The sequence below is a fragment of the Gordonia sesuvii genome (assembly GCF_036350415.1).
GTDB lineage: Bacteria > Actinomycetota > Actinomycetes > Mycobacteriales > Mycobacteriaceae > Gordonia > Gordonia sesuvii.
This window is the reverse complement of record NZ_JAZDUF010000009.1, coordinates 1-21,557: the sequence shown is the minus strand read 5'-3', so window position 1 is coordinate 21,557 and position 21,557 is coordinate 1. Positions and strand designations below refer to the sequence as shown.

Annotated in this window: 18 protein-coding genes; 11 read left to right on the top strand and 7 right to left on the bottom strand. The window is 68.4% G+C overall.

Annotated elements, in window-relative coordinates; genetic code table 11:
* Nucleotides 1–12 precede the first annotated feature (12 nt).
* The 4 genes from cysS (at nt 13) to VZC37_RS22645 (ending at nt 5,079) form a co-directional block, all read left to right on the top strand.
* Nucleotides 13–1,443 carry a cysteine--tRNA ligase gene (gene cysS, locus VZC37_RS22660; protein ID WP_431309483.1) on the top strand — a complete coding sequence of 477 codons (1,431 nt, stop codon included), beginning with the start codon at nt 13–15 and terminating at the stop codon, nt 1,441–1,443.
* A 1-nt stretch (nt 1,444) separates the two neighbouring features.
* Complete coding sequence (gene rlmB, locus VZC37_RS22655) at nt 1,445–2,398, top strand: 23S rRNA (guanosine(2251)-2'-O)-methyltransferase RlmB (protein WP_330436056.1); 954 nt, start codon at nt 1,445–1,447, stop codon at nt 2,396–2,398.
* Nucleotides 2,399–2,546: 148 nt separating this feature from the next.
* On the top strand, nt 2,547–3,308 hold the full coding sequence (locus tag VZC37_RS22650; RefSeq protein WP_330436054.1) for a LamB/YcsF family protein: 762 nt from the start codon (nt 2,547–2,549) through the stop codon (nt 3,306–3,308).
* Nucleotides 3,309–3,528: 220 nt separating this feature from the next.
* Nucleotides 3,529–5,079 carry a carboxylesterase/lipase family protein gene (locus tag VZC37_RS22645; RefSeq protein ID WP_330436050.1) on the top strand — a complete coding sequence of 517 codons (1,551 nt, stop codon included), beginning with the start codon at nt 3,529–3,531 and terminating at the stop codon, nt 5,077–5,079.
* Between the two features lie 14 nt (nt 5,080–5,093).
* Here VZC37_RS22645 and VZC37_RS22640 read toward each other — a convergent pair whose 3' ends face one another.
* Complete coding sequence (locus tag VZC37_RS22640; protein WP_330436047.1) at nt 5,094–5,900, bottom strand: alpha/beta fold hydrolase; 807 nt, start codon at nt 5,898–5,900, stop codon at nt 5,094–5,096.
* A 207-nt stretch (nt 5,901–6,107) separates the two neighbouring features.
* Between VZC37_RS22640 and VZC37_RS22635 the strand changes: the two genes are divergently transcribed.
* Genes VZC37_RS22635 through VZC37_RS22620 form a run of 4 tightly spaced genes read left to right on the top strand, consistent with a single transcriptional unit; the run spans nt 6,108 to nt 12,793 of the window.
* Nucleotides 6,108–8,063: a hypothetical protein gene (locus tag VZC37_RS22635; protein ID WP_330436045.1), complete on the top strand. Its 1,956-nt coding sequence runs from the start codon at nt 6,108–6,110 to the stop codon at nt 8,061–8,063.
* Nucleotides 8,060–9,583, top strand: a complete 1,524-nt coding sequence (locus tag VZC37_RS22630) for a hypothetical protein (protein WP_330436043.1) — start codon at nt 8,060–8,062, stop codon at nt 9,581–9,583. The genes VZC37_RS22635 and VZC37_RS22630 overlap by 4 nt, the downstream gene beginning before the upstream one ends.
* Before the next feature lies 1 nt (nt 9,584).
* On the top strand, nt 9,585–11,114 hold the full coding sequence (locus tag VZC37_RS22625; RefSeq protein ID WP_330436041.1) for a glycosyltransferase: 1,530 nt from the start codon (nt 9,585–9,587) through the stop codon (nt 11,112–11,114).
* Nucleotides 11,111–12,793, top strand: coding sequence for a glycosyltransferase family protein (locus VZC37_RS22620; RefSeq protein WP_330436040.1), 1,683 nt, complete (start codon nt 11,111–11,113; stop codon nt 12,791–12,793). The genes VZC37_RS22625 and VZC37_RS22620 overlap by 4 nt, the downstream gene beginning before the upstream one ends.
* Here the strand turns inward: VZC37_RS22620 and VZC37_RS22615 are convergent.
* Entirely contained in the window at nt 12,786–13,904 is a 1,119-nt protein-coding gene (locus VZC37_RS22615; protein WP_330436038.1) for a glycoside hydrolase 5 family protein, read from the bottom strand. The two genes, VZC37_RS22620 and VZC37_RS22615, sit on opposite strands and share 8 nt — an antisense overlap.
* A 39-nt stretch (nt 13,905–13,943) precedes the next feature.
* On the opposite strand from VZC37_RS22615, the gene VZC37_RS22610 reads away from it, so the two are divergent.
* Nucleotides 13,944–14,474 (top strand): DUF2599 domain-containing protein, encoded by a 531-nt coding sequence (locus tag VZC37_RS22610; RefSeq protein WP_431309482.1) that lies wholly within the window; start codon nt 13,944–13,946, stop codon nt 14,472–14,474.
* Between the two features lie 29 nt (nt 14,475–14,503).
* On the opposite strand, the gene VZC37_RS22605 is transcribed toward VZC37_RS22610, so the two are convergent.
* From VZC37_RS22605 to VZC37_RS22585, 5 genes are all read right to left on the bottom strand, one after another.
* The gene (locus tag VZC37_RS22605; protein ID WP_330436035.1) at nt 14,504–15,379 is read right to left on the bottom strand and encodes a metal ABC transporter permease; all 876 of its coding nucleotides are present in this window, start codon (nt 15,377–15,379) and stop codon (nt 14,504–14,506) included.
* Nucleotides 15,376–16,254 carry a metal ABC transporter ATP-binding protein gene (locus VZC37_RS22600; RefSeq protein ID WP_330436033.1) on the bottom strand — a complete coding sequence of 293 codons (879 nt, stop codon included), beginning with the start codon at nt 16,252–16,254 and terminating at the stop codon, nt 15,376–15,378. The genes VZC37_RS22605 and VZC37_RS22600 overlap by 4 nt, the downstream gene beginning before the upstream one ends.
* A 5-nt stretch (nt 16,255–16,259) precedes the next feature.
* A complete protein-coding gene (locus tag VZC37_RS22595; protein WP_330436031.1) occupies nt 16,260–17,270 on the bottom strand; it encodes a metal ABC transporter solute-binding protein, Zn/Mn family in 1,011 nt (336 codons plus the stop codon).
* A 102-nt stretch (nt 17,271–17,372) separates the two neighbouring features.
* Complete coding sequence (locus tag VZC37_RS22590) at nt 17,373–17,969, bottom strand: TetR/AcrR family transcriptional regulator (protein WP_330436029.1); 597 nt, start codon at nt 17,967–17,969, stop codon at nt 17,373–17,375.
* Nucleotides 17,950–19,200, bottom strand: a complete 1,251-nt coding sequence (locus VZC37_RS22585) for a cytochrome P450 (protein WP_330436026.1) — start codon at nt 19,198–19,200, stop codon at nt 17,950–17,952. Before VZC37_RS22585 ends, VZC37_RS22590 begins: the two co-directional genes overlap by 20 nt.
* 144 nt (nt 19,201–19,344) lie before the next feature.
* Here VZC37_RS22585 and mshA point away from each other — a divergent pair, with 144 nt between their 5' ends.
* Nucleotides 19,345–20,691 carry a D-inositol-3-phosphate glycosyltransferase gene (gene mshA / locus VZC37_RS22580; protein ID WP_330436024.1) on the top strand — a complete coding sequence of 449 codons (1,347 nt, stop codon included), beginning with the start codon at nt 19,345–19,347 and terminating at the stop codon, nt 20,689–20,691.
* Nucleotides 20,692–20,735: 44 nt separating this feature from the next.
* Nucleotides 20,736–21,362, top strand: coding sequence for a type III secretion system chaperone family protein (locus VZC37_RS22575; protein WP_330436023.1), 627 nt, complete (start codon nt 20,736–20,738; stop codon nt 21,360–21,362).
* Nucleotides 21,363–21,557 lie beyond the last annotated feature (195 nt).

The following is a 21,557-nucleotide window of genomic DNA, read 5'->3' as shown; positions in this document are numbered from 1 at the left end:
CGGCCGTGTGGCCTGATCGGCGGATCTGACCCGGTAGGATGGCACGTCGTGACCTTGCGCCTGTATGACACCGCTACCCGAGAGGTGCGCGACTTCGTGCCGCTGCGCCCCGGCCACGCCTCGGTGTACCTGTGTGGCGCCACCGTCCAGGGCGTTCCGCACATCGGCCATGTGCGCAGCGGGATCGCCTTCGACATCTTGCGGCGATGGCTCGAGCACAAGGAACTCGACGTGCTGTTCGTCCGCAACGTCACCGACATCGAGGACAAGATCCTGCGGAAGGCGGCCGACGCGGGCCGACCGTGGTGGGAGTGGGCGGCGACGCACGAGCGTGCGTTCAGCCGCGCCTATGACGCCCTCGGTGTGTTGCCGCCGTCGGGGGAGCCGCGCGCGACCGGGTTCGTCACGCAGATGGTCGAGTACATGGAACGGCTGATCGAACGCGGACATGCCTACGCCGCCGACGGCAACGTGTACTTCGACGTGCAGAGCCTGCCCGAGTACGGCGCGCTGTCGGGACACAAACTCGACGACGTCCACCAGGGTGAGAGCGCCGGGACCGGCAAGCGTGATCCACGCGATTTCACGCTATGGAAGGCTGCCAAGCCCGACGAGCCGTCGTGGCCCACCCCATGGGGTACCGGACGGCCCGGCTGGCACCTCGAGTGCTCGGCCATGGCGACGTCGCTGCTCGGTCCGGAGTTCGACATCCACTGCGGCGGAATGGATCTCATTTTTCCGCATCATGAGAACGAGATCGCGCAAGCCCATGGCGCGGGAGATCCGTTCGCCCGCTACTGGTTACACAACGGCTGGGTGACCATGGGCGGCGAGAAGATGAGCAAGTCGCTCGGAAACGTCGTGGCCATCCCGGCGATGCTGCAACGCGTTCGCGCCGTCGAACTGCGCTACTACCTGGGCAGCGCCCACTACCGGTCGATGCTCGAGTACTCCGACGGCGCGCTCACCGAGGCGGCCGCCGGCTACCGTCGGGTGGAGTCCTTCGTCAACCGGGTGTCGTCGCGCGTCGGTGCGGTGGCGCTCGGCGACATCCCCGGCGAGTTCGCCGACGCACTCGACGACGACCTGGGTGTGCCCGCGGCACTCGCGGTCGTCCACAACGTGGTACGCCACGGCAACACCGCCCTCGAATCAGGTGATGGCGCAGCCGCTGTGGCCGCCGCGTCGTCGGTCCGCGCGATGATGGGCATCCTCGGTGTCGACCCGCTCGATGCCCACTGGCTCGACGAACAGGCAGACGAATCGGCCGCCGGCACCGCACTGGACGTGTTGGTGCGGGCCGAACTGCAACGCCGGGCGCAGGCGCGCGCGGAGAAGGACTGGGCCACCGCCGACGGTGTGCGTGACCGACTCGCCGAGGCGGGGATCGAGGTCACCGACACCCCGGACGGCGCTCAATGGTCGCTGAAGGGAACCTCCTGACATGGCCGGAAACTCCAAACGCAAAGGCGCCGTACGTAAGTCGGGGTCCAAGAAGGGGCAGACCGTCGGCTCCGGCGGCCAGCGGCGCCGCGGGCTCGAAGGGCGCGGTGCCACCCCGAAGGCCGTCGACCGTCCGTACCACCCGGCTCACAAACGGGCCAAGGCCGCGTCGAAGTCCGTCGCAGGTCGCGGCGGTCGCACGCACAAAGACGACGGGCCGGAATACGTCCTCGGCCGCAATCCCGTCCTCGAATGCCTCCGCGCCGGAGTGCCGGCGACCGCTCTCTACCTGGCCACCAATTCCGAGCCGGACGACCGCGTCGCCGAAGCGGTGAAGATGGCCGGCGACAAGGCCATCTCCATCCTCGAGGTCGGCAAGCCCGAACTCGACCGGATGTCGTCGAACGGACTGCACCAGGGCATCGCGCTGCAGGTCCCGGAGTACAGCTACGCGCACCCCGACGACCTGATGCGCGACGCGATCGACAGTGGCACACCGCCGTTGCTGGTGGCGCTCGACAACATCACCGACCCCCGCAACCTCGGTGCGGTGATCCGGTCGGTGGCCGCCTTCGGCGGTCACGGAGTGGTGATCCCGCAACGTCGCAGCGCGAGTGTCACCGCCGTCGCGTGGCGCACCAGTGCGGGGGCCGCGGCCCGCCTGCCGGTGGCGCAGGCCGCGAATCTGACCCGCACGCTGAAGGATTGGGCGTCGTCGGGAGCTCAGCTGGTGGGCCTGGACACCGAGGGCGATGTCACCCTCGACGACTACGACGGCACCGGTCCGACGGTCATCGTCGTGGGCTCCGAGGGCAAGGGGCTCTCGCGGCTGGTCCGCGAGAACTGCGATTCCATTCTGTCCATCCCGATGGCCGGCGATGTGGAGAGTCTCAACGCCTCGGTCGCCGCCGGCGTGGTGCTGGCCGAGTTCGCGCGTCAGCGTCGGCAGGCCTGACCCGCCGACGGAACCCCGTTTCGCGCCGACAGAACCCCGAATCCCGCCGACGGAACCCAGAGTTTCGTCGACAGAACCCTGAAATCCGTCAACAGAACCCTGAAATCCGTCGACAGAATCACCTGCGGCCGCCACTAGGATGGCGTTCATGGCAGATTCAGGAAGCCCGACGATCACCGTCGACCTGAACGCCGACCTCGGCGAGGGCGTAGGTGACGACGAGGCGATGGTCGGCATCGTCACCAGCGCCAACGTCGCCTGCGGATTCCATGCCGGCGATCCCTTCGAGCTGCTGAGCACGTGTCGCGCTGCGGCGGCCGCGGGGGTGCGCATCGGTGCCCAGGTGTCGTATCCGGATCGCGAAGGCTTTGGCCGACGGTTCATGGACATCGAATCGGCACGTCTGACCGCCGACATCATCTACCAGATCGGCGCATTGCAGGCCATCGCGCGATCTGTCGGCGTCGATGTCGAGTATGTGAAACCCCATGGTGCCCTGTACAACTCGATCGTCTCTCATGAGCTGCAGGCGGACGCGGTGGTCGCCGCTATCGTCGAACTGGGCGGCACGCTCCCCTTGATGGGGCTCCCGGGGTCGTTGTCGTTGCGGCTCGCCGGCGACAAGGGGCTGTCGACGATCACCGAGGCCTTCGCCGATCGCGCCTACCGGCCCGACGGGACACTGATGCCGCGGTCCGAGCCCGGTTCGGTTCTGACCGACACCGGTGAGATCGCGCGACGGGTGGTCGGCCTCGTCGAGAGGCGCGAGGTGACCGCGGTGGACGGGTCGGTCGTCGCCGTCGATGCCGAGTCGATCTGCCTCCACGGCGACACGCCCGGCGCAGTCGAGCACGCGCGAGCGGTTCGGGCCGCCCTGACCGACGCCGGGATCGACGTCTCCGCCCGCTGAACGGGTTCCGTCGGCGCGGAACCGGGTTCCGTCGGGGGAATTCGGGGTTCTGTCGGCGAAATTCGGGGTTCTGTCGGCGAAAAGACGGGTTCTGTCGGCGTGGGTGGCAGCGCGGCCCGTCTGAGGTCGCGCAACCCGGGACCTCGACGACCTGGGGCGGCGGCGAACCGTGTGGCGGGGGTCACGCTGGGCGATACCGGCCTGCACTATGTTGGGGAACATGACAGCGATCGACAGCAGGGTTACCACCGCCGATGGCATCGTCGAGGGCAGTCGTGGCAAGCGCACCCGGCGCGGCACGATCAGCTGGAAGGGCATACCGTTTGCCGCGCCGCCCGTGGCGGGGCTCCGGTTCCGGGACCCGCAACCCCCGCATCCGTGGCCCGGGGTGCGTGACTGCTCGTCGTTCGCCAAGGCTGCCGTGCAGGCCAAGATGTACACCGCGGTGGCGCCGGGCAAGTATCAGCCGATCGGCGAGGACTGTCTGACCCTCAACGTGTTCGCGCCCGACCGCCCGTCGTCGCGGCCGCGGCCGGTCATGGTCTTCATCCACGGCGGCGCCTACATCCTCGGTACAGCCGCCACCCCGCTGTACGACGGTGCGCTGCTGGCCCGGGCCGAGGACCTGATCGTGGTGACCATCCAGTACCGATTCGGCCCGTTCGGGTACCTGGATCTCAGTGCCTACGGCACCGACGACCGGCAATTCGACTCGAATCTGGGTCTCAAGGACCAGGTCGCAGCACTGCAGTGGGTGCAGCGCAACATCGCCGCCTTCGGCGGCGACCCCGACAACGTGACCGTGTTCGGGGAGAGCGCCGGCGGTTCCGCGGTGCTGTCGCTGCTGTGCGCGCCGGCCGCCGAAGGCCTCTTCGCGCGCGCGATCGCGCAGAGCCCGGCGCCCGACCTCACGATCTCGGCGGACAGCGCCCGCGTCTACGCCGACGAATTCCTGCGTCAACTGCGCGACCCCGACCGGCGCGCCACGAGCATCGATCCCGATGCCGAGCCGATCGCACCGGAAGAGGCGCAGAAACTGGTCACCCGCGCATCCGCGCAGGACATCCTGCGTGCCGGCGACCGCCTGATGAAGTTCGCCCAGGTCGCCGAGGGTGCCGACCCGATCCCGTTCGGTCCTGTCATCGACGGTTCTTACCTCCCGGCATCCCCGCTGCAGACCGCGTCCACGGGCAAAACCCTCCCGGTCCCGCTGGTGATCGGCAGCAACCATGACGAAGGCCTCCTGTTCACCAGGCTCTGGAACGTGCTCCCCGACGCGGAGAAGGCGCTCGTGCGGGTGAACGACGAGGAGTCCCGCGCGGAGATCACCGCGCTGTACGACGGCGGCAACCGCGACCTGGTGCAACTATCGGCGGACTCGGTGTTCTGGGCACCCATGGTGGCCTTCGCCGACGGACACGCCGCCGTCGCACCCACATATGTGTACCGCTACGACTTCCACACCCGGGCACTCAAGGCCACCGGCATGGGCGCCACCCACGCGACCGAACTGTTCGCCGTCTTCGGCGCATTCCGGACCGCGATCGGCGCCGGGCTGGCCGTCGGCGATTGGCGGTCGACGGGACGCATCATCCGTTCCGTCCAGCGCCGGTGGGGTGGCTTCGCGTCCGCGGGCGTGCCGGGAGTCGGGTGGCCGGCCTACGACACCGACTCCCGCAAGGTGCTGATCATCGACGATCCCGACCGGGTGGAGTCGGATCCGGAGGGTGCGCGCCGGCTCGCGTGGCGGAAGGTCCACGTGCCTGCCTGATAAACAGGGGTCGGTCAGGGGTAGGGCACCCAATGATCGGGAGGGTCGGCCGCGAGGAACGACACGACCAGAGGATTGAACAACTCGGGCGCCTCGACCGGCAGGATGTGGGTTCCAGGCAGCACCGCCAACCTGCCCTTCGGCAAGACGCGCGACAGCGCGAGTGCGTGGTCGAGCAGGGCAACCCCGTGGTCGGGCGCCACGACCAGCGTCGGGGCGGTGACGTCGGCGAAGTCGTCGAGGGCGAAATCCGGCTCGCGTTCCAGCATCGCGAGTGTCTTGTCGTAGACGGTGTCGAAGTGGTCGGGACCGTCCGGACTGATCTCCACATACCCGTCGCGCAGGAACTCGAGCGTGCCAGGATGTCGATCCCGGATCAGATCGAGGAACTCGCCGGCATCCTGGCCGCTCTGGCTGACGTAGCTCGACACCATGACGATCCGGTTGACCAGGTCGGGACGACGCTGCGCGATGAGCAGCGCGACCACCGCGCCGTCGCTCCAGCCGACCAGATGCGCCGGTGCGGCGACCGCACGCTCCAGATAGTCGATGGTCTCGGCGACCATGTCGTCGAGGGTGAACGGGCCGGGATGGTCGGGGGAGTGGCCGTGGCCGCTGCGCTCCGGTGCATAGACCGACAGACCGGCGGCCGACAGGCCGGCGATCTGGGCGCCCCAGATCGATGCGGACCCGAACGCCCCGTGGAGCAGCACGGTCGGCTGACCGGACGGGTCGCCACCGCGAAAATGCCAGACGCGTCGCGCGCCGACGTCGAGATAGACGCCGCCGTCGATCTGCTCTCCGATGGACACGCTGGGCACCCCGCCATGCTTCCAGAATCCGCGCCGCCGATGGGAAACGGTTGCGACTCGAAACCACTGCGACTCGACTACGTGGCGACTCGGACAACGGCGTGAACATCTGACGCGGTACGGACGATCGGATAGGTTCTCAGGGGGGTCTGAAGCTTCTCTCAGGGAACGCGCGTGGAGTCGGGGGGACTCCACGCCCAGCGCAGGAAGGGTTCGATGACCGTTCGCCGCAGGTCCAGCCGCCCAGTTCGCGTCACGTCGGTGTTCGCGATCGTCGTCGGGCTGATCGTCGCCCTCAGTGGCGTCGCCGGGCAGGCGACCGCCGCGCCGGGTGACCCACCGCCGCCGATGGCTCTGGACGAACTCGGTTCCTCGACCACCCTCACCTTCCCCGGGCAGCAGGGCGAGGTCGGTCTGAGCCTGCCGGTCGCACCGGACCTGACGCCCTCGGTCCTGCGTGGCGAGACGCAGGTGCCGGCGTTCGTCACCGGTGGCAGTATCGATGTGCTGCAAGGAGATCGGCTGATCTCCCGCACCCCGATCGCCACCGGGGTGAGCGCCCCGATCGAGCTACCGCTGCGCGGTGTGCGGGTCGATGAGAACGCGGTCGACCTGACCCTGCGCGGCTACCTCCGCGTCCAGGGCTTCTGCCAGTTCGACCCGGAGAACGCCCTTCGCCTGCTGAACCTGTCGGTGGAGTACACCGGGCGTGAGGCCATCCCCGACAACGTGGCGGAATTCCTGCCGCCGATCCTGCGCGGCCTGACCATCTACATCCCCGACGACGTACAGGAGGCCGAGGGAGCGGCCGCGGTGAATCTCGCCGCCGCGGTCGTGTCGGAGTACGCCCCCGCGCCGGTGCCCATCGAGACGGTCGCCCTGCCACGCGGGTCGATGGTGCCGCCCACCGTCGCCGGGCCGCTGGAACGCCAGATCGTGATCAACAACGCCGCGGACGCGGGCCTGAACCTGCAGACCTCCCGCGGTTCGTCGTTCCTGGTCATCGGCGGGTCCGACGAGGACCTGTTGACCCAGACGCAGTTCCTCACCTCCGACCTGTCGCCGATCGCGCTCAGCTCCTCCGCGGTCGCGGGTTCACTGCACGACGCCCCGCAGCTGCCGGCGTCCGTCCAGACGCTGAGCGACCTCGGCGTGCCCGACCAGTCGATCACCTCCGCCGCGTGGCCCCGGATCACCGTCGGCATCGACGAGACGAGGCTGGGATGGTCGGCGACGAACGTCTCGGTCCAGCTCATCGGCTCCTACAGTCCCGGACCGGGCGACGCCGACGGCGCGATCGCGGTGCGGGTGGGTGACCGGGTGATCGACACGATCCCCACCGACGAGTCGGGCACGTACAACACCTGGGTGGACATTCCCGACGACGTGCTGCGGCGCTACACCGAGGTCTCGTTGACCCTCGAACGCGGCAACCTCGGCGAGAGCTGCGGCACCGGATACCGCAACACGCTGAGCCTGTCGTCGGCGGGTGAGATCCGGTCGGAGCAGGCCGATCCGCCGCAGCCGGCCGGATTCCAGTCAATGCCTCAGGCGCTGATGCCACGCACCCAGCTGGCCTGGACCACCGGGGACACAGCTGACGTGGGACGGGCGGTCTCGATCGTCGCCGGGCTGCAGGCGATGTCTGCGGTGCCCCTGGGCGTCGACGTCGTCTCGATGGACACCGCAGCGGGATCGGGGCAACCGGCCATCCTGATCTCCGGTGACGGAAACGGGCTGCCGGAACTGCCGCTGCCCGTGCAGGCCGACGGGCGCACGTTGACCGTCACGTCGGGCGGCGACGACGCGCAGTCGTCGTCGGTCACCCTCAATCCCGGCATCAACTACGGGGCGCTGGAGGTGACCCGCGACAACGGCCGCAGCATGCTGGTCGCCACCTCCACCGACGATGCCCGCGACCTCGATGCGCTGCTCGACTGGCTTTCCGAGGAGCAGCGGTGGTCGACGGTCGACGGGGACGCGATCCTGCAGGTCTCCGGACAGGATCCGGTGGCGTTGTCCTCCGATGAGATCAACCAGGGTGCGGACGACTCCGAACGGATCGGCTCCTGGATCATCGGCGTGGCACTGGCAGGCGCGCTGGTCCTCGCCGGTGCGGTGATCGGCTGGACGGTGCTGAGTAGGCGACGCGGGCGGTCGGAGACGCCGTGACGACCACGGCGGCGCCGGTCGGTTCACCGGAGGCACGCGGTCCGGGTCTGCGGGAGCGGTTCGCGCAGAACGTCACTCTGGTGTTGGCGGCACGCTGGGCGCTGGTGCTCGTCGCGACCGGGGTTGCCTTCTGGAACACGCTGGTGGCAGTCGCGAACGAGATGCGTGAGCAGACCATCATCACCTACCTACCGGCCGTGGTGGTGCTGGTTCTGTACGCCGCGATCGGCGTCTCCTGGCGGCGCGGGGTCGAGCGACCGATCCACGACCGGCAGACCGACGTGATCGTCGGCGTTGTGCTGCTGCTGATCGCGATCACCGTGAAGGTTCTGAACCTCAGGTACGACGACGGATATCTGGTCAGCCACGTCGACCTCCTCGCCCTCTGGTTCTTCGTCCTCGGATGTTGCTGCCTCGTATTCGGTCTGCGGCCGGTGGCCCGATATCGGTGGGTGTGGTTCCTGCTGTTGATGATCTTTCCGGTGCCCTACCGCCTGGAGGCGTTGTTGCTGCGCGGCGGGCCGATGGCCGCCGGGCTGGTCATGGTGGCGTTCGGGGCCGTCGCGACCGGCGTCGCGGCGGCGCGGACCCGACGTCGGGCGCTGGCCGGCGCGGCGATGTCGGGGACCGGGGGCCTCGTCGGCCTTCTGGCGGTGCGATTCCTGGCCCAGGACGCGCCCACGTGGGTGTACCAGACGGTGCCGGCAGTGATCGCCGCGCTGGTGGCGAGCGCCGCTCTCTATATCGAACGGCGCCGGGAACATACGGTGTCGTGGCGACCGCTCGGACGGGCAAAATACCCGCCGGCGGTGTCGCGGGTGGGGCGGCCGGGACTCGTCGTCGTCGCGGCGGCGGCGATGATGGCGTTCGTCCCGATCCCCGCGTACGGCGAGTATCCGAACCCTCGAATCGACGGCCTCGACACGCGGCCGCCGATGGTGATCCCGTCCGGATGGGTGGCCGGGGAATACCGGGAGTACCAATGGGTGTCGCGCCTGTACGGTCCCGGCGCGGTCATGGGTGGCCAGGATCTCTACCAATCCCGGGGCAGCTACGAGTTCGACAAATTCGCCCGGCCACGCAAGGTCGTGGTGAACACCATCGAGAGCTCCCGACCGCTCACCTTCGAGGTGTACCCGACCATCTTCGTGTACGACCTGGTCGGAGACCGGTTCAGCTCGCTGGAGAAGGTGGCACTCCCGCACGGGGTCATCGGATTTCTGCAGACCGTCGTCGATGACAAGAGCTACCTGACCTACAACCGGATCGTCTGGGAGTGGAACAACGGCGAGACCACCGCACGGGTCACCATCGTCTCGGTCGACAATCACGAGGCCGACGCGCCGTTCCCGTCACCGGAACCGACCGTCGCCCGGAACATGAACACCTTCCTGACGGTCCTGTTCCGCGGGAACTCGGTGATCGCCGACCTCGAACCGCAGTTCAAGGACCGGGATCTGCTCGTCGACTGCGCCACCGACCTGATCAACGCCCAGGTCGACGCGATCGGGGATCGGTGACATGACCCCGGGTCGCGACGGGCGCGGTATCCCCGAACTCCTGGCCGACGAGGAGTATCGCGAGGACGCCCTCTACGACGCCATCGAGCGACTGCGCGACAAGGACGCCCAGTTGTCGGCGTCGCTGCCCTTCAGCCGCGGGCAGAAGATCATCGGGCTGACGGCACTCGCGGTCGTCGTCCTCCTGCTCGTGCTCTTCCCGGTCGGTACGGCCGCCGGCCTGATCTCGATCGCGACCGTCGTCTACATCCTGGCGCTCATCGACCGTCTGACGATCTTCCGCCGCGGACTGGTCAACGGCGCCATCCAGATCAGCGACGAGCAGGCGAGATCGATCCCCGACGACGATCTGCCGCCCTACACCGTGCTCGTGCCTGCCTACGGTGAGCCCGAGGTGGTCGGTGATCTCATCGCGGCCATGGAATCGCTCGAGTACCCGCGCGAGAAGCTGCAGGTGTTGCTGCTCCTCGAAGAGGACGACGAACCGACGATCGCCGCGGCACGCGAGGTCGGCGAGAACGACCTGGTGACAGTGGTTCTCGTCCCGCCGGCGCAACCACGCACCAAACCGAAGGCCTGCAACTACGGCCTGCACTTCGCGACCGGTGACATCGTCACCATCTTCGACGCCGAGGACCTCCCCGACCCGCTGCAGCTGCGCCGAGCGGTGGCCGCCTTCCGGCAGGAGGACGACCGCGTCGTCTGCGTCCAGTGCGCCCTCAACTTCCACAATCCGCGCGACAACACGCTCACCGAGTGGTTCACCGCCGACTACGGCATCTGGTTCGGCTACCTGCTGCCCGGTCTGATGGTCAGTCGGGCGCCGATCCCGTTGGGCGGCACATCGAATCACTTCCGACGCGACATCCTCGACGACATCGGCGCGTGGGATCCGTTCAACGTCACCGAGGACGCCGACCTCGGTGTCCGCATCGCCGACCACGGCTATCGCACCGCGGTGCTGGACTCGTTGACGCTCGAGGAGGCCAACGTCGACCCGATCAACTGGGTTCGCCAGCGATCACGGTGGTACAAGGGCTATATGCAGACCTGGTTGGTGCACATGCGCCGGCCGGTGCAGCTGTGGCGGATTCTCGGGCCGGTCGCCTGGTATCGATTCACACTGCTCATCGCGGGGACACCGCTCATCGCCTGCATGAACATGGTGTTCTGGCTGATCATGGTCATCTGGATCGCCGGGCAGCCGGCGGTGTTCCACGATCTGTTCCCCGGCCCGATCTACTACCTGTCGCTGATCTCGCTGATCTTCGGCAACGGTGCCGCGATCTACATGAATCTGGTGGCGATCCGCGAGGACGGACGCAGCCCGCTGATGTGGTCGGCGCTGATGATCCCCGCCTACTGGGTGATGATGAGTGTCGCCGCGATCAAGGGCATGTGGCAGATGCTGTTCAATCCGTCGTACTGGGAGAAGACCTTTCACGGGTTGTCGAGCGGATCAAGCGGCAGCAGCTCCGACGCGTCGCCGGAAAGCGAGCAGTCCGCGAGCGGTGGGGGGAGCACCGCATGACCAGACGGCAGGTCGTGGCGCTCTTCGTCGTCGTGTGGCTGGCCTATCTGGCCGTCGGTGTGTGGCTGGCCGCCGATGTCCGGTTCTACTTCGGTGATTCGTTGTCCCGTGTGCAGTCCGCGCAGAGCGTGCTGTTCAGCCGCGACCCACACCTGTCGGCGATCGGGTTCATCTTCACCCCGCTCACCGCGATCGTCCAGCTGCCCTTGACCGCGCTCACCCCCATCTTTCCGGCGATGACGACGTCCGCGTTGTCGGCGGCGGTGATGTCGTCGGGATTCATGGCCGGCTCCGTCGTCCAACTGTCCGGCATCGGCCGGGATCGTGGTCTCGCCCCGTGGCTCTGGATCTCGATCACCGTCTGCTACGCGATCAACCCGATGATCATCCTGTACGCGGCAAACGGGATGAGTGAGGCGCCGTACCTGTTCTTCCTGGTGTGGGCAGGCCGGCGGCTGATCCGGTGGGTCGACACCGACGACGTCCACGACCTCGTCACCGCCGGAATGGCTTTGGGCTTCGCCTACCTGACCCGCTACGACGGGGCGTTGGCCGCGCTGGGTGCCGGCATCGTCGTCGCCGTCGTCAGCTATCGCCGCGCCGACCGCACCGATCGGGTGACGCGCGCCGGGTTGGACATGCTGATCGTGGCATTGCCCAGCGCCATCGCGTTCCTCGGCTGGGCCTTCACCAGTTGGCTGATCACCGGCGACGCACTGGCCCAGATGTCGTCGCAGTACGGCAACACCGCGATCATCGAACAGTCCGGCGGGACGGGTGTCACCGGACCGTTCCAGGCGCTGCGGTTCTCGGTCACCGAAGTGCTCATCCTCGCACCACTGTTCCCGCTGCTGCTCGCGGCCGTCGCGATCGCGCGGATACGACGTCGCCGCTTCTACCCCCTGCTCATCCCGATGGTGCTCGTCGGAGGGGTGCTGGCCTTCCAGATCTACAGCTACGCGCAGGGTTCCACGTTCGGCTTCCTGCGGTTCTACATCACGGTCGTGCTGTTGGCGTCCGGTGTCGCGCTGCTCGCCGTGCCTGCGCGGTCGCCGTCGCCGACGCGGCGCCCGGGACGGCATGCCGACATCCCGCACATCGTCGTACGACGTGGTCGCGGCCACCTCGCCATGGCGGTGGCCGCGGTGATCGCGGTGGCCGTCGCCATCCCCACGACCGCCTACGGCATGTCGTCGACGAAGTATGCACCGCAGGAGTTCCCGATCTATTCGGCGATCGGGTCGGACCGGCTTCCGGTCGACGCGAAGCGGCTCGACGGACAGCGGACCGTCCGGTCGTTCTCCACCGAGCGGTCCATCGCCCAGTACCTCGACGGGCTGAATCTGCCCGACGGAAGCGTGTTGTGCGACACCGTCTACGGGTTCGCCGTCATCGCGCAATCGACACGCCCCAAACAGTTCGTCATCCCGTCCGACACGGATTTCACCGAGATCGTCAATGATCCGGCCGCGCACGGCGTCCGCTACATGCTCTCGGTGCCGAACGAAGGCCGCGGCGTCTCCGACGCACTCAACGTGCGATTCCCGACGCTCTACGAGAACGGCGGTGAGGTCGGCGTGCTGGTGATGGAAGCCCAGAACGTCGGCGCCGACCTACCGGACTGGCGGATCTATCGGGTCAGCACCTCCGCGAGCCTGGTGGGCGAGGGCGTCAACTGACCGTGTCGACGATGACCTGCCAGGCCGGGTCGATCGGCCCGATGTCGTAGGTGCACTCGGTGGTCCGCGGGTCGGGGACATAGGCCCACAGCAGGGCGCCGGCCGTCCCGGCGTCGCGTTGCTGGCCGATCTTGATGCGTAACCCGTCGGCTCGGGTCGTGACGTCGAGGCAGGACCCGGCGTCCACCCCGATCTCGTTGACCATGATCGGTTTTCCGACCTCGCGGGCCTGCCGGATACGGGTCGGCAGGTCGCTGCCGGCAGGGCCGTAGTCGCTCAGATTTCCGCCGTAGTCATGGAAATCGAGGACATCGAGATGCTCCGAGCGGGCCACTTCGGCGTAGTCGCCGCCTTCGAGTCCACATTGGTCGCCGCCGACGAACCCGGCGAAGATCGGGCGCCCGGGGTCGATGCCGTGCAGCATCCCGCCGGCGTCGTCGAAGAAGGTGCGTAGCACCTCGGCTCCGCCGGGTGGGCATGCTCGCACCTGCCAGTCACAGCCGCGGGCGGTGCACACGCTCGCCTCGGGTTCGCCGACGATCTCCCAACCGGCGATCGTGGGTCGTCCCTTCCAGCGATTCACCGCTGTGGTCAGCCAGTCGGCGAACGTCATGCCGCCCAGAGACATCTCGGTGCGCCACCCGTCTTCGTACCAGGCTCGCTCCTTGAACTGACCGTCCTCACACTCGCCGATGCTGCCGGTGAGGACGGGCAGCACCATCTGGCGGTGACGGGTGGCGGCGTCGAACACGGCATCGAGCGGCTCGAAATTGATCAGACCGTTGTTCTTGTCGACGACGAACATCGAGAACAGGTTGAAGCGCGTCAGTGCGTGCGGAGGAAGCTTCCCGAAGTAGGCGTCGAGGTCCACCTCGGCGCCGCAACCGCGGTTCACCGACCAGTCGGTGCCGAGTTGATACGCGTTGAACCCGGTAGGCCACCAGTCGCGGTTGTCGAGCCGCAGGCCCGTGGCCGTGACGCCGACACGTCCGCTGAAGTCCTCGGAGACCGACGGAGTGATCCGTGATTCGCCGCCGATGCCGCAGCCGGTGATGCCGATCGTGACGGCGACGATGACACTCAGGAACGCGATGGCGCGTGGGTGGCCCACCCCCGCAGGCTACCGCTGACTAACCTGCGACGTATGGGGATGATCGGCACTCGGGGATCGTCGCGGCGGTTGGCCGCCGGGCTCCTGTCGCTCGGAATGGGTATGGGGGCGCTGGCGGGATGTGGCGGCGGCGACGAGTCGGCGGCCCCGAGCGCACCGGAACCGAGCGCGACGGGACCGAACACGACGACAGCGGCGACCACCACGTCGGCCGCGCCTGCGTGGACCACCTCAGCGACGCCGACCTCTACGCCCGTCCTCCCGCCGCCGTACGTCGACCACGTCGAATGGGTGGACACGGCGGTCGGCCCGAGTCTGCAGATCTACCCGACACCGTCCGGTCGCCGGACCGAGAACCTCCGCGGAGCCGACATCGCCTGGGCCGAGGTCGTGCGGCTCGCCCCCGACGGCGACACCCCGGGGATGCGCGCCCAGTTCGACTGTCACTGGGATTTCGCCCGGTTGGTGGAACCCGACAAGCCGAGCTGGAACATCGAGCCCGGGCGTCCGGTGGTGACCGATGACGTGATGATCGCGGCCCGCTGCAATCCGGGGTTCGCGGAGGAATAGCCTTCGGGTGATCGCGTGTCGAGAGTCGTTCAGCGCGTCACGAACTGGCGGCGATGGCCGGCCCAGCGGCAGATCACGTAGATGACGAACGAGATCGTCGTCACGAACACCGACACCGGCAGCCCCGGTGCGAGCGACATGATCAGCCCACCGACCGCGGCCACCTCGGCGAAGACGATCGAGACGATCACGGCCGTCGTCGGATTCGCGGTCAACCGCGCAGCCGCAGCGGCGGGGGTGATCATCAGCGACATGACCAGCAGCGCGCCGATGATCTGCACGCCCTGGGCGCAGGCGAGGCCCATCAGCACGGCGAACACCACCGACAGGGTGCGCAGCGGCACCCCGCTCGCCGCGGCCAGCCGGGGATCGAGCGACGCGAACAGCAGCGGCCGGTAGATGACGGCCATCACCGCCAGCACCACCACCGTCGTGATGGCCACCGCGGTCAGGCCGTCGGTCCCCACGCTCACCACCTGCCCGGTGAGCATCGCGAAACCCGTTCGGGCACTGCCGTAGAGCGCGAGGAACAGCACGCCGAGGCCGAGGCCGAACGCCATCACCACACCGATCACCGAGTCTCGTTCGCGCGCACGGTTGCCCATGTAGCCGAACACCGACGCCGCGATGACCGCGCCGACCACACCGCCGACGTTGATCCCGACGCCGAGCAGCAGCGCCGCCGCAGCGCCGGTCACCGACAACTCGCTCACCCCGTGCACGGCGAACGACATCTGCCGCGCGACGATCAGCGGACCCAACAGGCCGCCGAGCAACCCGAGAAGGACGATCGCCAGCAGCGACTGCTGGACGAAGTCACGACTCAACAAGTCGGCGGTGGTGCTGAAATCCCAGAAGCTGCTGAGCTCGATGTCCGCGACCGCCAACGGCTGTGCGAGCGTCATACGCCGGTGTCTCGCTCTCGGCCGGCCGCCGCGGGGGTCGGTGAGGTGGGTGGTTCGGCGAGGTGATCACAGTGATGGCTGTCCTCGCCGCCGATCACCACCAGGCGGCGATTGACCCGCAGCACTTCGACGTCGCTGCCGTAGAGCTCCGACAACGTCCCGGTGGTCATCACCTCGTCGGGGGTCCCGATGCGGAAACGGCCCCCGACCAGGTACAGCACCCGGTCCACGTAGGGCAGGATCGGGTTGATCTCGTGGGTCACGAAGACGACGGCGGTGTTCGCGGATCGGCGGCGTTCGTCGATGAGTTCGACGACCCGGTGCTGATTCGTGGGGTCCAGACTCGACAGCGGTTCGTCGCACAGCAGCAACGACGGATTCGTGGTGAGCGCCTGCGCAACCCGCAAGCGTTGCTGTTCGCCGCCGGAGAGCAGGCCCATCGGTGCGTTCGCATACGCCGTCGCACCGACCTCGGCGAGCGCGGCGTCCACGAGGCGACGCCGGCGGAGACGTCCGCGCAGACCCACACCCCACCGCGAGCCGTCCACGCCGAATCCGACGAGATCGCGGCCGCGCATCGCCATCGGATCCGAGTCGTCGGCGTGCTGCTGCGGGATGTAACCGATCGCGTCGGTGACCTCGAGACGCCCGCCGTCGAGGCCGTACTGCCCCAACAGGCAGCGCAGGAACGACGTCTTGCCGGAACCGTTGGGCCCCAGGACCGCGACGAACTCGCCGCGCGAGATGGTGAGGTCCAGGTCGTCCCAGAGCACACGGCTGCCGAAGGCGAGTCGCGCGCGTTCGAACGTCGCGACCGGTGCCGCCGGGTCATCGTCGATGACCGTGCGTGCCGACGAATGATCGGGGTCTGCCATGAGGTTCAGTGTGCGGTATCCGAGTCGAGCGCGGTACGCAGTGCGTCGATCTGGGCGGTCTGCCACGCGACGTACCCGTCGACGCCATCGGGCAGGGTCTCGGTGAACTCCACCACCGGGACGTTCGCGCCCTGGGCGGTGGCCAGAACTGCTTCGGTGACCGAGTCGACGGCCTGCGTGTTGTAGATCAACGAATGGACCTCATGGCCGGTGAGCAGGTCCTCCAACGCGGCGCGATCGGCCGCCGAGGGCGACTGCCCTTCCTCCACGGCCTGAGTGAATCCGGCGGGCGCGGCGTCGACGAGGCCGGCCTCGGCCAGCAGGTAGTCGGCCAGCGGCTCCGTCTGCGCGACCTCGGTGCCGTCGTGGGCGGTTCGGATCTGCGCGAGGTTCTCCTGCAGACCGTCGATCTCCGCGTTGAACGCCTCGGCGTTGGCCCGGTAGGTGTCGGCGTGATCGGGGGCGATCTCCGCGAGCTGGTCGCCCACCTGGGTCGCGACCTCCCCGACCACCTCGAGGTCGTAGAAGACGTGCTCGTTCATGGCACTGTGGTCATGGTCGGCGTGGTCGTGATCACCGTGATCGTGGCCGGCGTGGTCGTCACCGCTCTCCGCGGAGTCACTCTCCTGCGCTTCGCCGTCGGAGGCGTGCGCCTCAAAGAGCTCGAACGCGTTGACCGCCGGCACCCCGGTGTCGGCGACCGCGTCCTCGAGGTACTGGTCGTAGTGGCCGCCGTTGAGCACGACAAGATCGGCATCGGCGACCTCGGCGGTGTCCGCTGCGGACGGCTCGAACTCGTGCGGGTCTGCCGACGGATCGGTGAACATCGCCGTGACCGTTGCGTTCTCGCCGCCGACCGCGGACGCGACCGAGGCCCACACATTTGTCGAGGTGACGACAGTCGGGGTTCCGGGCGCCGCGCCGGAAGCGTCGGTGCCGTTGTCGTCCGAACAGCCCGAGAGTGCCAACGCTCCCGCGCCGATCATGGCGACCGTCGTGGTCAGTGCTCGCCTCATCGTTTCCGCCTCACGCAAATGACAATCGTTACCGAGAGAAGTGTAGGGGACGGGGCCGTCGCGCCGAAATCGGCGGCCGCGCGGAAGCGGCGCCGATCCCGCTCAGTTGCTGCCGAGGATGACCGGGACGACGAAGCGCTGCACGAGGGCACGCTCCTCGAGTTCCGAGGCGGCGGGGCCGGTCAGCAGGGAGACGATCACGCGGACCAGCCACCGGGCGCGCTCACGCAGGTCGTCGAGATCGGCGGTGGGCAGGATCTCGGTGAGAAAGCCCACGGTGAGCTGTTCGATGGCGGGGGAGACCAGGGCGAGCGAGGTCGAGCGGCCGGCGGAATCGGCGACGAACCAGGCCGACAGGGCCGGGTTCGACCGCACTCCGGCGACGGCCGTGGCGACCGCGGCCACCAGTCGATCGCCCGGATCGGACTCGTCGCCGACGGCCGCGGCGACCGACGCGCCCAGGTCGGTCGCGGCGCGGTCGACATAGGCCGCGAGGAGTTCGGCCTTTCCCGCGTAGTAGCGATACAGGGTCGCGCGTGAGCACCCGACCGCCTTCGCCAGGCCACGCATGGTGACCGCGGAGACTCCGTGCTCGACGAACAACTGCTCGGCGACGTCGAGGATGCGGGTCGTCGCGAGGTCGGTGCGTTCCGTCGCGAGCCAGTCCGTTCGGCTGCCTTCAGGCATGGAACGGGACACGGGTCGGTCGTCGAACATAGTTGCCGTCGGCCCACTCGATGCCGTCGAGGTCGACGGTGAAGTCGGGGAACCGGGCGAGCAGCTCGGTCAGCGCGACGCGTGCCTGCATCCGGGCGGCCGCGGCGCCGAGGCAGTGGTGATTGCCGTGGCTGAAGGTCATGATGCCGCGGGGGCGTCGGGTGACGTCGAGGTCGTCGGCGTCGGGGCCGAATGCGCGGGGATCGCGATTGGCCGATGCGTAGCAGAGCAGCACTTTCCGTCCGGCCGGGATGGTGACCGGGCCGGACGGGTGGTCGGGGTAGGTGACGTCCCGGGTCGTGGTCCGCGCCAGACCCTGCACCGGCGAGGTGAGGCGCAGTAGTTCGTCGACCGCGTCGGGGATGAGCCCTGGGTCCTCGACGAGTCGCCGACGTTGCGTGCGATGGCGTTCCAGCAGCGCCACACTCCCGCCGAGCATGCCCGTGGTGGTGTCGTTGCCGCCGGCGACCATCGTGAAGGTGAACGCCAGGATCGAGAGCAGTCCGCCCGGGTCTGCGGGATCGTCGGCGAGCCCGGCCGCGACGAGTTGGGAGACCGTGTCGTCGGCGGGATGTGTCTTGCGGAACTCGACGAGGTCGGTGAAGTAGGCGAGCATCTCCATCGTCGCCGTTCCGGCGGTCTCGGCGGCCGCCGCCATCCCGCCCGTGCCCGACGTCGCGCCGACGATCGCCTGCGTCCAGCCGTCGAACCGTCCCCAATCCTCCTCCGGCACACCGAGGTAGTGCGCCACGACCATGCTGGGCAGCGGCTTGAACAGTTCGCCGACGATGTCCGCGGGGCCATCGGTGGCCAGCCCGTCGAGCCGCTCGACCACGAACTCGCGCACTTGCGGCTCGATGTCGATCACCTGCCGCGGCGTGAAGCCCCGCGCGACCAGCTTGCGGAACGCGGTGTGCGACGGCGGATCCTGCATCACCATCGGCGGATGGTCGGCCATCCCGATCGCCTCGAGTTCGCCGTAGGTGACGGTCAGACCCTGCGCCGACGAGAACGTCGCGGTGTCGTCGGCGGCCGCGAGCACATCGGCGTGGCGGGTGAGCACCCAGAAGTCGGCGGCCGCGTCGTCCGGGTGCGCCACCCGATGCACAGGGTCGTGGTCACGCAGTGCCGCATACATCGGATACGGATCGGCCCAGCCGGCGCCGGAGCGAAGTACGAACGTCACCGGGCGGTCGGACACTTCGGACGTCATGTTGAGATCCTGAGACACTTTGGCAAGAGTGTCAATCAGCGGGTTGAGCTTCTCGTCGAGATCCCGGGCCGGGTCGGCGGGGATCGGGGCAGTTGGGAGCGGGTGCGAAGAAGGCTCCCGACCGGTTTTCTCTAAGGTGGAGGGATGACCAGCCCCCCGGTGCCGCGGCGCGTAGCACTCATCTCCGTGCACACGTCACCGCTGGCGCAGCCGGGCACCGGCGACGCGGGCGGTATGAACGTCTACGTCTGGCAGACGGCCACCCGGCTCGCCCAACGGGGGATCGAGGTGGAGATCTTCACCCGCGCGACGTCGTCCTCGGATGCGCCGATCGTCTCCGCCGCACCCGGCGTCACGGTCCGCAACGTGGTGGCCGGCCCGTTCGAGGGCCTCGACAAGCGCGACCTCCCGGCTCAGCTCTGCGCATTCACCGCAGGTGTGCTGCGTGCCGAGGCCATGCACAAGCCCGGGTACTACGACCTGATCCATTCGCACTACTGGCTCTCCGGGCAGGTCGGGTGGCTCGCGCGCGACCGGTGGGGCGTGCCGCTGGTGCACACCGCGCACACCCTGGCCGCGGTGAAGAACGCATCGCTGGCCAAGGGCGACACCGCCGAGCCGATGCTGCGGGTGATCGGCGAGCAGCAGGTCGTCGACGAGGCCGACCGCATGGTGGTGAACACCGACACCGAGGCCACCGAACTCGTCTCGATGTACAACGCCGATCGAGCTCGGATCGACGTCGTGAATCCGGGTGCCGATCTCGACACATACGCCCCGGGCTCGCGGTCGGCGGCCCGCGCCGAACTCGGCCTGGACCCCGACGAGACGGTCCTGACATTCGTCGGGCGCATACAGCCGCTGAAGGCGCCGGACGTCTTGTTGGCCGCCGCGGCCCCGATCATCCGTCGGGCACGCATGACGGGGCGTCGCGTCCGGGTCCTCGTCGTCGGCGGACCGTCGGGGACGGGTCTCGATCAACCGACCGCCCTCATCGACCTCGCCGACGAACTCGGCATCGGCGACGCGGTGTCCTTCCTGCCGCCGCAGCCCGCCGGGCGCCTGGCGCAGGTCTACCGCGCATCCGATCTCGTCACGGTGCCCAGCTATTCGGAGAGCTTCGGCCTCGTCGCGATCGAGGCGCAGGCGTGCGGGACCCCGGTCGTCGCCGCCGACGTCGGTGGGCTGAGTGTCGCTGTGGCCGACGGGAAGTCGGGACTCCTCGTCGACGGTCACGACGTCGAGGACTGGACCGCGGCCATCGACGGTCTCCTCGCCACGCCCGACCGGTTGGTCGACATGCGTCGCCACGCCCGACCGCATGCCGAGCAGTTCTCCTGGGAGCACACGTCCACCGAGCTGTTGGCCAGCTACTCGGCAGCGATGCAGTCCTTCGCCGCCCGCAATCCCGGATCGATCGGCGCCGCCTCGGCGCGCCGTTCCGCCCGGCGTTGGCGGCGTGTCCGGTCGAAGATGCCGGTGGGCCAGTAGCAACCGCAGAAACCGTTGGGTAGCAACCGTATTGGGGTGATCGCATGAATCAGGCGGAGATCGTCGACGTTCTCGAGAAGACCCTGACCGAGCGCGAGATCGAGTTCAGCCGTCGGGACGCCGCGGGCGCACAGGCCGAGCACTTCGTCCTCGAACTCCCCGGCGAACGCAAACTCAAGACCACCGTCCTGCTGACCGCAGGGCCGCACGGGGTCCGGGTGGAGGCGTTCGTCTGCCGTCGGCCCGACGAGAACCATGAGACCGTGTATCGCTATCTGTTGCGGCGTAATCGGCGCCTCTACGGCGTCGCGTACACCATCGACAACACCGGCGACATCTACCTCGTCGGACGGATCTCCGGTGACGCACTGACCCCCGACGAGGTCGACCGCGTGCTCGGGCAGGTCCTCGAGGCCGCCGACGGCGACTTCAACACGCTCCTCGAGCTCGGGTTCCTGACGTCGATCCAGCGTGAATGGGCGTGGCGGGTGTCGCGGGGTGAGTCGCTACGCAACCTCCTGGCCTTCGAACACCTCATCGACAAGGACGCGCTACCCGAGCCCGGCGAACCCCTGCCCGGCCGGTACGTCCCCGGTGAGACCACCGCCGTCGACGCCGCTGGAGAGCGTTCGAGTGAGTCCTTCGACGACGACTCTTCCTCCGATCCCTGAGGAGCCCGGAGCTTGCGGAGGGCGTCACGAAGGGTCGGCGCCGGTTAAGGAGCCCTTCGTGACGCTCGGCTAGGAGACTGCTGAATAATCGGCGTTGGTTTTCGGCGTGTGGTGGGCGGGTTGTGGCTGTTGGGCTGGGATCCTGGTGGGTATGCAGGGTGAGGTTGATCGCCAGGGTGAGTTTTTGGATGTGAA